We start from the raw sequence: 13,151 nt of genomic DNA on the forward strand, positions 1-13,151 counted from the left end.
GGAGATCCCGCCCGTACGGAGGTGACGCGCGCCTTTCGTGCGTAGATTTGTCGACCGTGAGAGGTGACAAGGCGGCATCCGTGCCCTGGGCGTTCACCGGGCGGCGCTGGCTGTTGCCCTCGGCCGTCCTCAAGGAGCTCGATCCGGACGGCGAGCGTCCCGGACGCCGCTCCCGGCGCACCGCGCGCGACTGGCTCGTCGACTTCAGCTGCTTCATGGTGGCGGTGGTGGTCGGACTGCTCGGCGCGGACGCGGTCAGCAACAACCCGCACGTCTCGGAGAACGTCGCCCACCTCGACCAGCTGATCGGCGCGGTCGCCTGCGCCGCGGTGTGGCTGCGCCGCCGCTGGCCGTTCGGGCTGGCCCTCGCCACCGTCCCCGTCGGGATCGTCTCCGACACCGCCGGCGGCGCCTGTCTGATCGCCCTCTTCACACTCGCCGTGCACCGGCCCTTCCGGTACGTGGCCTGGGTGGGCGGAGTCAACCTCGTACTGATCCCGTTCTACTTCTGGATGCGCCCCGACCCCGAGCTGCCCTACCTGGTCACGGTCGTCATCTTCGCGCTGCTGACCGCGGTGGTGATCGCCTGCGGCATGGTCGTGCGCTCCAAACGGCAGCTCATGGTGAGCTTCCAGGACCGCGCCCGGCGCGCCGAGACCGAGGCCCGGCTGCGCGCCGAGCAGGCCCAGCAGCTGGCCCGCGAGGCCATCGCACGCGAGATGCACGACGTCCTCGCCCACCGGCTGACCCTGCTCAGCGTCCACGCGGGCGCGCTGGAGTTCCGACCCGACGCGCCCCCGGCGGAGGTGGGCCGCGCGGCCGGTGTCATCCGGGAGAGCGCGCACGAGGCGCTCCAGGACCTGCGCGAGATCATCGGCGTCCTGCGCGCCGGGGACCACGACGACACGGGCCGTCCCCAGCCCACCCTCGCCGCACTGGACGCGCTGGTCGCCGAGTCCCGCGAGGCCGGGACGAAGGTCGGCCTCCACATCCGCGTCACCGACCCCGCCGCCGTCCCCGCCTCCGTCGGCCGCACCGCCTACCGCATCGCCCAGGAGGGCCTGACCAACGCCCGCAAACACGCCCCCGGCGCCGAGGTCACCGTCTCGGTCGAGGGCGCGCCCGGCGAGGGGCTGAGCGTGGTGGTGCGCAACCCGGCACCCGAGGGCGAGGTGACGCCCGTACCGGGGTCCGGCCAGGGGCTGATCGGACTCGCCGAGCGGGCCACACTGGCCGGCGGACGCCTGGAGCACGAGCACGAGCAGAACGGCGGATTCGAGGTACGGGCGTGGCTGCCCTGGGGGTGAACCGGTCCTCGGACGACGGATGTTCGGCCACTGCGGCGACCTCGAGCCGGAACCGGCCTGTGCGTGGCAGACGTTCGGTCGACACCGCGCCCTGAAGTCACCCCTGCCACGCCCATCCGGACCGCCGTGAGATCGCTGACGTAGAGACGCCGGGCGGCACTTGGAGCCGTTGAACGACGGGTGCTGCGAGCTGAAGGGCATGGAGACGACACCGCACGACCTGGGCACCCTGACGGGCGTCCTGGTCCGGGGGTTCGCGCCTTCCTGCGCGGCCCGGCCTCGGCGTGTGCGGCGGCCCTGGTGGGAGATCCACCGGCTGCTCACCCGGCACGGGGTTGTGGTGCGTGGCCGACGACATGCGGTGGGACCCCGAAACCGTGATTACGTAAGGCCCATGACCGCGATCAGACTGCTCCTCGTCGACGACGATCCACTGGTTCGGGCCGGCCTGTCCCTGATGATCGGCGGTGCCGACGGCATCGAGATCGTCGGCGAGGCCGCCGACGGCAAGGACGTCGACGCGCTCGTCGACCGCACTCGCCCGGACGTCGTTCTGATGGACATCCGGATGCCGTCCATGGACGGACTGACCGCAACCGAGCGGCTGCGCGCCCGGCCCGACGCCCCGCAGGTCGTGGTCCTCACCACCTTCCACGCCGACGACCAGGTCCTGCGCGCCCTGCGCGCGGGCGCCGCCGGGTTCGTCCTCAAGGACACCCCGCCCGTCGAGATCGTCGCCGCGGTGCGCCGGGTCGCGGCCGGCGACCCCGTGCTGTCGCCCACCGTCACCCGGCAGTTGATGGAACACGCGGCCGGCACCGCCGCCGACACCCGCCGGGCACGCGCACGCGCACGCGTCACCGCCCTCAACGACCGCGAACGCGAGGTGGCCGTCACCGTCGGCCGGGGTCTGTCCAACGCGGAGATCGCCGCCGAACTCTTCATGAGCGTGGCCACCGTCAAGACCCATGTCTCGCGCATCCTGGCCAAACTCGACCTCAACAACCGGGTGCAGATCGCGCTGCTCGCCTACGACGCGGGTCTCCTGGAGGAGACCACGGAATCCGGTGAATCCGGTGAATCCGGGGGCGGCGGGCACTAGCGGGAGGTGCCACGCGTTCTCAGTGCGACGGGGAAGGGGATCTCCATGACAGACGTGGTCGACCTAGGGGAGTACGGCGACGCGTTCCGCACGGACCCGCATCCGGTCTACGCGCGCCTGCGCGAGCGCGGCCCGGTGCACCGGGTGCGGCCGCCCGGCTCGGACGCCGGCTACTGGGCCTGGCTCGTCGTCGGCCACGAGGAGGCGCGGGCGGCGCTCGCCGACCCCCGGCTGTCGAAGGACGGCCGCAGGATCGGAGTGGCCTTCCACGAGGAGGAGTTGATAGGCCGTCACCTCCTGGGCGCGGACCCGCCCGAGCACACCCGGCTGCGCGGCCTGGTCTCCCGCGCCTTCACCATGCGCCGCGTGGAGCAACTGCGGCCCAGGATCCAGGAGATCACCGACGACCTCCTCGACGCGATGCTGCCGTACGGCCGCGCCGACCTGGTGCAGTCCCTCGCGTACCCCCTGCCGATCACCGTGATCTGCGAGCTCCTCGGCGTCCCCGAGATGGACCGCACGGAGTTCCGCAAGGTGTCCACGGAGGTGGTCGCGCCGACCAGCCCCGAGAGCTCCTACGACGCGGTCGTCCGGCTCGACGAGTACCTCCGCGAGCTGATCGAGGACAAGCGGCGCGCGGGGCCCGGCGAGGATTTGCTGAGCGACCTCATCCGCACCACCGCCGAGGACGGCGACCGGCTGTCCTCGCCGGAACTGCTGGGCATGGCCTTCCTGTTGCTGATCGCCGGCCACGAGACGACGGTCAACCTCATCACCAACGCCGTCCACGCGCTCCTCACCCACCCCGACCAACTCGCCGCCCTGCGCGCCGACATGAGCCTGATCGACGGCACGGTCGAGGAGACACTGCGCTACGAGGGGCCGGTGGAGAACGCGACGTTCCGCTATGCCGCCGAACCACTGGAGATCGCGGGCACCGCCGTCGCCGAGGGCGACCACGTGATGATCGGCCTGACCGCGGCCGACCGCGACGCCGCCCGCTACCCGGCCCCGGACACCTTCGACATCCGCCGCGACCCCCGCGGCCACCTCGCCTTCGGCCACGGCATCCACTACTGCCTGGGCGCCCCACTGGCCCGCCTCGAGGCCCGCACGGCGATCCACACCCTGCTGACCCGAGCCCCGAACCTCACCCTCGACGGCCCGCCGGGGGAGTGGCTCCCGGGCATGCTGATACGCGGCCTGCGAAGCCTGCCGGTGCGCTGGTAGGACCGGTTCGGGGTCGGGTTTCAGCTCGGGTGGGGTGCTCAGCCCGGCAGTTCCGTCAGTCGCACCGGGCGGCGCTCGCGGCGTGAGACCTCGCATGCCTCCGCGATCCGCAGGGCCTGAAGTGCCTCGCGCCCGTCGCAGGGGTTGGTCCGCTCGCCCCGGACCACCTCGACGAACGCGTTGAGCTCGGCCTCGTAGGCGGGCCCGAAGCGCTCCAGGAACCCCGCCCACGGCTTGGACGCGGCCGGTGGTCCGGTCGGCTCGGTGGAGGCGATCGGCGTCCGGTCGTCCAGGCCGACCACGATCTGGTCCAGTTCCCCGGCCAGCTCCATCCGCACGTCGTAGCCGGCGCCGTTCAACCGCGTCGCCGTCGCCGTGGCGAGCGTGCCGTCGTCGAGGGTGAGGACCGCCGCGGCCGTGTCGACGTCCCCCGCCTCGCGGAACATCGGCGGTCCGGCATCGGACCCGGCCGCGTATACGTCGACCACCTCGCGTCCCGTCACCCAGCGCAGTACGTCGAAGTCGTGGATCAGCGTGTCCCGGTACAGCCCGCCGGACAACGGCAGCCACGCGGCCGGCGGGGCCGCCTGGTCCGAGGTCAGCGCCCGCACGGTGTGCAGCCGTCCCAGCCGCCCCGCCCGCACCGCCTCCCGGGCGCCCACGTACCCGGCGTCGAAGCGGCGCTGGAACCCCATCTGAAGAACCGTTCCGGCCGACTCGACCTCACCGATCGCCTGCAGGGTGCCCGGCAGGTCGAGGGCGATCGGCTTCTCGCAGAACACCGGGAGCGCCGAGCGCGCGGCCCGGCCGATCAGCTCGGCGTGCGCGGAGGTGGCCGTGGTGATCACCACGGCGTCCACGCCCCACCGGAAGATCTCGTCCACCCCCGGCGCCGCGGTCTCCCCGAGCCGGTTCGCCAGCTCCTGGGCCCGCGTGCCGTCCGCGTCCGTGAGGATCAGGGACCCGACGTCGCGATGGCGACTGAGGGTGTTCGCGTGAATGGTGCCGATCCGGCCGGTCCCGATGACGCCGATGCGCATGTGAACAAAATGTGGCCGGGGACCCCATGCTGTCAATGCATATGTCCGGACAATCTGACTACACAACTTCCCGTCAACAGCGCGCGGAGCTACGCTCGGCCCGTGCCGAAACCAGATGGGGACCCGACCGTGTCGCTCGAACTCAGTGTGGACCGCAGCAGCCCGGTGCCGTTGTACTTCCAGCTGTCCCAGCAGCTGGAGGCCGCGATCGAGCACGGAACGCTGACGCCCGGCAGTCTGCTGGGCAACGAGATCGAGCTCGCCGCCCGCCTCGGCCTGTCCCGGCCCACCGTCCGTCAGGCCATCCAGTCGCTGGTCGACAAGGGCCTGCTGGTCCGCCGCCGAGGCGTCGGCACCCAGGTCGTGCACAGCCAGGTCAAGCGCCCGCTGGAGCTGAGCAGCCTCTACGACGACCTGGAGTCGGCCGGTCAGCGCCCGGCCACCAAGGTCATCGTCAACACCGTCGTACCGGCCTCCGCCGAGGTCGCCGCCGCGCTCGGCGTGGCCGAGGACAGCGATGTGCACCGCGTCGAGCGGCTGCGTCTCGCGCACGGCGAGCCGATGGCGTACCTCTGCAACTACCTTCCGCCCAACCTGCTGGACCTGGACACCGGTCAGCTGGAGGCGACCGGCCTGTACCGGATGATGCGGTCCGCCGGGATCACCCTGCACAGCGCCCGCCAGTCCATCGGCGCCCGCGGCGCCACCGCCGCCGAGGCCGAGCGGCTCGCCGAGGAGGCGGGTGCCCCGCTGCTCACCATGCAGCGCGTCACCTTCGACGACACCGGCCGCGCGGTCGAGTTCGGCACCCACACCTACCGGCCCACCCGCTATTCCTTCGAGTTCCAACTGCTCGTGAGGCCCTGAGGTCCCGCTCGAGTGTCGCCGCATCGGTCGTAATGTCCGGACAATGCGAACCAGTGGCGACGCCGGGCGAGACACGAGGCCGGGCGTGGTCTTCGTCACCCGCGGCCCGCGCCACGCACTGAGGGCCGAGGCGGTTTCGTCCTCCTGGGGAGGGGTGCGCTGAGCCATGGAACCGCCCGCGCGCGGCGACGATCGGGTCTCCCCGCGCTCCCCTGCACAGCACCCTTACCCGCAGTGCGGCAGAATCGGGCGGTGATGAGCACCTACGGCAACTTCACCGCCCCCATCGGCTCCCGCCGCGCCCCGGTACTGCGCACCGTCGGCACCAGGGAGCGCCGCTCGCACCTGACCGCACCCCGCGTGCCGACGGTCGGCATCGACATCGGCGGCACCAAGGTGATGGCGGGTGTCGTCGACGCCGACGGCAACATCCTGGAGAAGCTCCGCGCGGAGACCCCGGACAAGTCCAAGAGCCCCAAGGTCGTCGAGGACACCATCTGCGAACTGGTCCTGGACCTGTCCGACCGGCACGACGTGCACGCCGTCGGCATCGGAGCGGCCGGCTGGGTCGACGCCGAGCGCAACCGCATCCTGTTCGCACCCCACCTGTCCTGGCGCAACGAGCCGCTCCGCGACCGCCTCGCGGGACGGCTCGCCGTGCCCGTCCTGGTCGACAACGACGCCAACGCCGCGGCCTGGGCCGAGTGGCGCTTCGGCGCGGGCCGCGACGAGGACCACCTGGTCATGATCACGCTGGGCACCGGTATCGGCGGCGCGATCCTGGAGGACGGCCAGGTCAAGCGCGGCAAGTTCGGTGTGGCCGGCGAGTTCGGCCATATGCAGGTCGTGCCCGGCGGGCACCGCTGCCCGTGCGGCAACCGCGGCTGCTGGGAGCAGTACAGCTCCGGCAACGCGCTGGTCCGCGAGGCCAAGGAGCTGGCCGCGGCCGACTCCCCGGTGGCCTACGGGATCATCGAGCACGTCAAGGGACAGATCGGCGACATCACCGGCCCGATGATCACCGAGCTGGCCCGCGACGGCGACGCCATGTGCATCGAGCTGCTCCAGGACATCGGTCAGTGGCTCGGCGTCGGCATCGCCAACCTCGCGGCCGCCCTCGACCCGTCCTGCTTCGTGATCGGCGGCGGTGTGTCGGCCGCCGACGAACTGCTCATCGCCCCCGCGCGGGACGCCTTCAAGCGCCAGCTCACCGGCCGCGGCTACCGGCCCGAGGCCCGCATCGTCCGAGCCCAGCTCGGCCCCGAGGCCGGCATGGTCGGCGCCGCCGACCTCGCCCGGCTGGTCGCCCGCCGCTTCCGGCGCGCCAACCGGCGCCGGGTCGAGCGGTACGAGCGCTACGCCAAGTACACGGAGTCCCGCCGTACGACGCAGGGGCAGGCGTGAACCCGGCCGTGACGCCCTCCGTACCCCGGCAGGCCGACCCCCCGGACGAGCCGCCCCGGCCGACCGAGGACCGCCGCCACCGCAACCGGCGCCGGGCGCTCACCCTGCTCATCATCGTGCTGCTCATCGGCGTCCCGGCCGGCTACCTGGTGATCTCCGCCAACCAGAGCCGCAACAGCGGCAAGGACAAGGAGGCCAAGTACTCGGCGACCGGCCTCAGCGCGGGCTGGCCGTCGAAGGTCCAGCGCCGGCTCTACCAGGTGCCCATCCCGCACCCCGCGGACCAGATCGCGTACTACGAGACCAACAACTGGAAGACCAGCCGCCTCTACGTCCAGTTCCGCACCTCGAACGCGGGCCTGGACACCTTCCTCGCCGGCGTCGGCGTCAACCGCGACGACCTCGAGAAGGGCGAGATCACCATCGGCGCCCGCGACCAGAAGATCACCGGCTGGAACTTCGCGAGCCCCGGACCCTGGTCGGGCCTCGTCCACAAGCAGAAGAACCCGGCGCCCACCCAGGACATCGTGGTGAACACCGCGGACCCGGCCAACCCGATGGTCTACGTCGTCTCCCGCACCGTCCCGTAGGCCGATTCGGCAGCTCCGGCAGCTCCGGCAGCCCCCGTAGCTCCTGTGGCCCCGGTCGGCCCGGTCCTCGGCCGCGGGGTCCGGCCCGTCGCCGGAGCCGATTGTCAGACCCCGCCCGTAGAGTCGAAGACGTCTGATCCGACACGCGGGGCGGGAGGTGGCAGGACGTATGAGTGACACGGCCGTGGCGGCCGAGCGGGCGGCGGAGCAGGTCTCCGTGCGACTCGCCGCCGTCTTCCTGCCCGCGCCCCTCCCACGCGAGGGCCGGATGGCCTTCTGGGACCCCGAGGGCGGACCACTGCCCGACGGCCACACGGATCTCACCGTCGTACGACCCCACGGCGCCGGAGTGCGCCGCAGGACCGCCCCCGCGCTCGAACTGCCCCTCGCCGACGCCCTGCCCCTCCTGGTCCGCGCCCGGCGCGACCCGGCCGCCCACCCCGCCACCGCCTGCTGGGGCGCGGCCGCCCTGCACGCGCTGCGGCTCACCGCGCGCGGCCGGCTGCTGCCCGGCCTGACCGCCGCCGGTCACGACGCCTGGCGGGCCGGCCCCCTGGACCCGGACGACATCGCGCACCTGCGCGCGGTCGCCGCCGCCCTGCCCCACGAGGGCCACGCGGTCCCGCTGCCCGGCCCCGTCCCGCTGCGGCTGCCCGAACCGGAAGCGTTGATGCGCTCCTTCCTGGACGCCGTCGCCGACACCCTCCCGCGCACGCCGGCCGCGCCCCTGGCCTCCGGCCGCCCCTTCGCCGACCGCCGCCCGCAGCGCCTGCCCCACGCGCACGACTGGGCCGCCGAGGTCGCCGCCGGCATGGACGCGGGCGTGCGGATCTCGCTCCGCCTCGACCTGTCGGCCTACGACCTGTTCGACGAGGGCGGCCGGGCCCGTGCCGCCGGTGCCGCGATCGTGCAGGTGCACAGCCTCGCCGATCCCACCCTGGTGGCCGACGCGGCGGCCCTGTGGGCGGGCGAGGCGGACGCGGTGTTCGGCCCGCGCGCCCGCGTGGACGCCGCCCTCGCGGTGCGCCGCGCGGCCCGGGTCTGGCCACCTCTGGACCGGCTCTCCGAGCAGGACGTGCCCGACGTACTGGCGCTGTCCGAGGAGGAGTTGGGCGATCTGCTCGGGGTTGCCACGACCCGGCTCGCGGCGGCCGGGGTCGCCGTGCACTGGCCTCGGGACCTCGCCCAGGACCTCAGCGCCGCCGCCGTGGTCCGGCCCGCGCCGGGCTCGGCGACCGACGGCACCGGCTTCTTCGAGAGCGAGGAACTCCTCCAGTTCCGCTGGCAGTTGGCGCTCGGTGGCGACCCGCTCAGCGAGGCCGAGATGGACGCGCTCGCCGAGGCGCACCGCCCGGTCGTCCGGCTGCGCGACCAGTGGGTGCTGGTCGACCCGGCGCTCGTCCGCAAGGCCCGCAAGCGCGAACTGGGCCTGCTCGACCCCGTCGACGCGCTGTCCGTCGCGCTCACCGGCGCGGCGGAGGTCGACGGCGAGACGGTGGAGGCGGTACCCGTCGGCGCGCTGGCCCTGCTGCGGGACCGGCTGACGGCAGGGGTGCGGCCCGCGGAACCTCCCGCGGGTCTGCACGCCACCCTCCGCGACTACCAACTCCGGGGCCTGGCCTGGCTGGACCTCATGACCTCCCTCGGCCTCGGCGGCTGCCTCGCGGACGACATGGGCCTCGGCAAGACGATCACAGTGATCGCCCTGCACCTCAAGCGTGCCCGCAACGAACCGACCCTGGTGGTCTGCCCGGCCTCCCTGCTCGGCAACTGGCAGCGGGAGATCACCCGGTTCGCGCCCGGCGTCCCGGTCCGCCGCTTCCACGGCCCCGACCGCACCCTGGACGACCTGGACGGCGGCTTCGTCCTCACGACGTACGGCACCATGCGCTCGGCGGCGGCGAGGCTGGCCGAGCAGCGCTGGGGCATGGTCGTCGCGGACGAGGCGCAGCATGTGAAGAACCCGTACTCGGCGACGGCCAAGGCGCTGCGCACGATCCCGTCGCCCGCGCGGGTGGCCCTGACCGGCACCCCGGTGGAGAACAACCTCTCCGAACTGTGGGCCCTGCTCGACTGGACGACCCCCGGCCTCCTCGGCCCCCTGAAGTCCTTCCGCGCCCGCCACGCGCGTGCGGTGGAGAACGGCGAGGACGAGGAGGCGGTGCGACGGCTGGCCCGCCTGGTCCGCCCCTTCCTGCTGCGCCGCAAGAAGTCGGACCCCGGCATCGTGCCCGAGCTGCCGCCCAAGACGGAGACGGACCACCCGGTCCCGCTCACCCGCGAACAGGCCTCCCTCTACGAGGCGGTGGTGCGCGAGTCGATGCTCGCCATCGAGACGGCCGAGGGCATCGCCCGCCGCGGCCTGGTGCTGAAGCTGCTGGGCGCGCTGAAGCAGATCTGCGACCACCCCGCGCTCTACCTGAAGGAGGGCCCCGGGGAGGTCGACCGCCTGGCGACCCGCTCCGGCAAACTGGCCCTGCTGGACGAGCTGCTGGACACCCTGCTGGCCGAGGACGGCTCGGCGATCGTCTTCACGCAGTACGTCGGTATGGCCCGGCTCATCACCGCCCACCTCGCCGACCGCGCGGTCCCGGTGGACCTCCTGCACGGCGGCACTCCGGTACCGGAGCGCGAGCGCATGGTCGACCGCTTCCAGAGCGGCGCGACCCCGGTCCTCGTGCTGTCGCTGAAGGCGGCGGGCACCGGCCTGAACCTCACCCGCGCGGGCCATGTCGTCCACTTCGACCGCTGGTGGAACCCGGCCGTGGAGGAACAGGCCACGGACCGCGCCTACCGCATCGGCCAGACCCAGCCGGTCCAGGTGCACCGCCTCATCACCGAGGGCACCGTCGAGGACCGTATCGCCGAGATGCTGGAGGCGAAGCGGGCGCTGGCCGACGCGATCCTCGGCTCCGGCGAGGCCGCCCTCACCGAACTGACGGACCGCGAGCTGTCCGACCTGGTCTCTCTGCGGAGGACATCATGACGCCCCGGCCGGCGGACGAGGCACGCCGGGCACTGCGGGAGGCGCTGGAGCGACGCGGTGAACAGGGACGGACCGAGGCACGGGGCCCTGGGCGACCGGGTCCCGCCGGGGAGGAGCCGACGCAGCCCTTGCAGTCCGGCGCGGTGCCCGAGGACCCCAGCGGGGCGCCGCGGGTTCCGGCGGCACCCGACGGCCCCGCGCGCGAGCTGACGGTTGCGGTGAGCCGACCGGAGGGTGAGCGGGTCGGGGGTGGCGAAGGGGCACCTGGGGAGTCCGCCGACGACGGGTCGGAGCCGCGGAGGGGGAGCGGGGCGGAGCCCGACGAGAGCCACGGTGAGGCACCGGAGGCACCGGAGCCGCGGCAGCCGGAGCGCCACGAGGCCCGCCCGGCCGACGGAGCCCGCGCGGCCCTGCGGCGCGCCATGGCCGAGCGGCGTGCTGCGGGGGCGGGGGCAGGGACCGGAGTTGGGGCAGGGCCGCCCGGGGGCGGCGAGGGCGAGGCGGATGTCCCGGACACCGGGGATCGTCCTTCGGCCGAGGTGACGGGCGAGAACGGCATGGCACCGACGTTTGGGGCCGGCGAGCGTCGGGTTCCGGCGAGTGAATCCGGCGGGACCGGGGGTGCGTCGACCGGCGGGGCCGGGGATGCGTTGCCGCGTGGGTTCGGGGATGCGCCGAACGGCGGTGCCGGTGAGGCGTTGACGAGTGGGGACGGGGAGGCGTCGACCCGTGGGGACGGTGAGGCGTCGACCCGTGGGGACGGGGATGCGTCGACCCATGGCACCACGCCGACCGGCGGTGCCGGAAACGCGTCCGACCATGACTCCGGTCAGGTGACCGTTTCGCCAGACGCCGAGACGCGGCCCACCCCGGCCGCCGAGGACAGTGAAGGCGCCCGGCAGGGTGCGCGGCCCGCGGACCGGGTGCGGGAGGCCTTGCGTGCCGCGCGTCAGGAGGCGCGCCGGCTCCGGCCCGACGACACCGGCGAGGGGCAGGCGGGCGGGGCCCGGCAACGCCGTACGGGACCTGCCGCCGCGCCGATGGCGGGGATCGGTGGCCGCGGCCGTACCGCCGCCGAGCGCGCGCGTGCCGTACGGGAGTTGACGGCCGACGCCTTCCGCATGCCCGACGAGCCGGACGAGTCGACGGGCCGGGACACCGACCCCGCCCCGGATCAGGCGAGTTCGGCCGAGTGGCCCCCCACCGCCCCCGACCTCTACGGCACCGATCCCGCGCACGTTGCCGCCGCGCCCCGCCACCCCCGCTCCATGGCCGCCCCCGGCCGTGACGGTGAACTCCGGCGCACCTTCCCGGCGTTCACCTCCCGGGCCGCCGACGACGGCGGGTTCGCCGAGACGTGGTGGGGCAACGCCTGGGTCGCGGCACTGGAAGAGGGCGCCCTGGACGCCAAGCGGCTGGCACGCGGGCGTGGTTACGCGCAGCAGGGGAACGTCGACGCCATCACGGTGACGCCGGGCCTCGTCCTCGCGTACGTGCAGGGCAGCCGGCCCCGGCCGTACCGCGTACAGGTGCGGTTGCGGACCCTCGACGACGCCGACTGGGCGCGGTTCCTGGACGCCGCCGCGGAGCGGACCGGGCACATCGCCGCCCTGCTCGACAAGGAGATGCCGCACTCGCTCGCCGAGGGCGCCGTCCGGCTGCTGCCCGGACCCGGCGACCTCGAACCGCAGTGCAGCTGCCCCGACCGCGGCCACCCCTGCAAACACGCCGCCGCCCTCTGCTACCAGACCGCCCGGCTGCTCGACGCCGACCCCTTCGTCCTGCTCCTGCTGCGCGGCCGCGGCGAACGCGAGCTGCTCGACGCGCTGTCCCGGCTGAGCGCCGCCCGCGCGGCCCGCGCCGCCCAGGAGAAGGGACCGGCGCCGCTCCCCGGCGTACGCGCCACCGACGCCCTCGCCCCCCGCCGACTCCCGCCCCTGCCCGCCCCGTTGCCGCCGCCCCCGCACCCCGAGCAGCCACCGGTCTACCCGGCGGCCCCGGGCGGCCCGGACCCCTTCGCGCTGGACCAGCTGGCCACGGACGCCGCCGCACGCGCACACGCGCTGCTCGCCACCGGACGTGACCCGGTCGCCGAACTGACACTCTGGCAGGACGCGGTACGGCTCGCCGCGGCCCGCCCCGGCTCCGGCCTCACCGCCGCCACCCGCTCGCTCTACGCCTCGCTCGCCGCCGCGGCCGACCGCACCCCGGCCGACCTGGCACGGGCCGTCGCCGCCTGGCGGCAGGGCGGGTTCGAGGGCCTCGCCGTCCTCGAAGAACCCTGGGACCCGCCGGCCGGCCGCTTCGACCGGGCCCGCCCGCTCCTCCTCGCCGCCGACCTCCCGGCCTTCCGCCCCTGGCGCAACCGCCTCACCCACCCCCGCGGCCACGTCCAACTCCGCCTGGGCCGCGACGGCTTGTGGTACGCCTACGAGTCCGACCCCGGCGCCGACGACTGGTGGCCCCGCGGCACTCCCGACCTCGATCCGGTCGGCGCCCTGACGGGCCTCGGGGTCTCGCCGGAAGGTTGACCCGGTTCACGGGGCACGTTTCACACAACGGCCACACACAGTTCGCACAGGGTGTGTGGGAGCAAGGGCCTCACAGGTCACTAAGATGCCGCGA

9 protein-coding genes are annotated in these 13,151 nt (G+C 73.9%); 8 read left to right on the forward strand and 1 reads right to left on the reverse strand.

Translation table 11 applies throughout. From position 1 onward, the window contains the following. Positions 1 to 47 precede the first annotated feature (47 nt). The 3 genes from ABKA17_RS13040 to ABKA17_RS13050 all read left to right on the forward strand — a co-directional run bounded on the left by ABKA17_RS13040 (position 48) and on the right by ABKA17_RS13050 (position 3,639). Complete coding sequence (locus ABKA17_RS13040; RefSeq protein ID WP_353692151.1) at positions 48 to 1,307, forward strand: sensor histidine kinase; 1,260 nt, start codon at positions 48 to 50, stop codon at positions 1,305 to 1,307. A gap of 394 nt (positions 1,308 to 1,701) precedes the next feature. Beyond that, positions 1,702 to 2,409, forward strand: a complete 708-nt coding sequence (locus ABKA17_RS13045; protein WP_353692152.1) for a response regulator transcription factor — start codon at positions 1,702 to 1,704, stop codon at positions 2,407 to 2,409. 45 nt (positions 2,410 to 2,454) lie between these two features. Then, positions 2,455 to 3,639, forward strand: coding sequence for a cytochrome P450 family protein (locus tag ABKA17_RS13050; RefSeq protein ID WP_353692153.1), 1,185 nt, complete (start codon positions 2,455 to 2,457; stop codon positions 3,637 to 3,639). A gap of 38 nt (positions 3,640 to 3,677) precedes the next feature. Here ABKA17_RS13050 and ABKA17_RS13055 read toward each other — a convergent pair whose 3' ends face one another. Next, complete coding sequence (locus ABKA17_RS13055) at positions 3,678 to 4,679, reverse strand: Gfo/Idh/MocA family protein (protein WP_353692154.1); 1,002 nt, start codon at positions 4,677 to 4,679, stop codon at positions 3,678 to 3,680. Between the two features lie 129 nt (positions 4,680 to 4,808). Between ABKA17_RS13055 and ABKA17_RS13060 the strand changes: the two genes are divergently transcribed. From ABKA17_RS13060 to ABKA17_RS13080, 5 genes are all read left to right on the forward strand, one after another. Beyond that, positions 4,809 to 5,546: a GntR family transcriptional regulator gene (locus ABKA17_RS13060; RefSeq protein WP_353692333.1), complete on the forward strand. Its 738-nt coding sequence runs from the start codon at positions 4,809 to 4,811 to the stop codon at positions 5,544 to 5,546. Between the two features lie 255 nt (positions 5,547 to 5,801). Then, positions 5,802 to 6,950 (forward strand): ROK family glucokinase, encoded by a 1,149-nt coding sequence (locus ABKA17_RS13065; protein WP_353692155.1) that lies wholly within the window; start codon positions 5,802 to 5,804, stop codon positions 6,948 to 6,950. A gap of 8 nt (positions 6,951 to 6,958) precedes the next feature. Beyond that, the gene (locus tag ABKA17_RS13070) at positions 6,959 to 7,540 is read left to right on the forward strand and encodes a sugar kinase (RefSeq protein WP_353692334.1); all 582 of its coding nucleotides are present in this window, start codon (positions 6,959 to 6,961) and stop codon (positions 7,538 to 7,540) included. 169 nt (positions 7,541 to 7,709) lie between these two features. After that, entirely contained in the window at positions 7,710 to 10,526 is a 2,817-nt protein-coding gene (locus ABKA17_RS13075; RefSeq protein WP_353692156.1) for an SCO1167/SCO6262 family helicase, read from the forward strand. 557 nt (positions 10,527 to 11,083) lie between these two features. Then, positions 11,084 to 13,057, forward strand: coding sequence for an SWIM zinc finger family protein (locus ABKA17_RS13080; protein ID WP_502994215.1), 1,974 nt, complete (start codon positions 11,084 to 11,086; stop codon positions 13,055 to 13,057). Positions 13,058 to 13,151 lie beyond the last annotated feature (94 nt).

The organism is Streptomyces sp. RG80, from assembly GCF_040446465.1.
Taxonomy (GTDB): domain Bacteria; phylum Actinomycetota; class Actinomycetes; order Streptomycetales; family Streptomycetaceae; genus Streptomyces.

Coding starts and splice junctions, on each gene's coding strand:
- ABKA17_RS13050 (WP_353692153.1), top strand. CDS start 2,455: ATGACAGACGTGGTCGACCTAGGGGAGTACGGCGACGCGTTCCGCACG.
- ABKA17_RS13075 (WP_353692156.1), top strand. CDS start 7,710: ATGAGTGACACGGCCGTGGCGGCCGAGCGGGCGGCGGAGCAGGTCTCC.
- ABKA17_RS13055 (WP_353692154.1), bottom strand. CDS start 4,679: ATGCGCATCGGCGTCATCGGGACCGGCCGGATCGGCACCATTCACGCG.
- ABKA17_RS13080 (WP_502994215.1), top strand. CDS start 11,084: ATGGCACCGACGTTTGGGGCCGGCGAGCGTCGGGTTCCGGCGAGTGAA.
- ABKA17_RS13065 (WP_353692155.1), top strand. CDS start 5,802: ATGAGCACCTACGGCAACTTCACCGCCCCCATCGGCTCCCGCCGCGCC.
- ABKA17_RS13045 (WP_353692152.1), top strand. CDS start 1,702: ATGACCGCGATCAGACTGCTCCTCGTCGACGACGATCCACTGGTTCGG.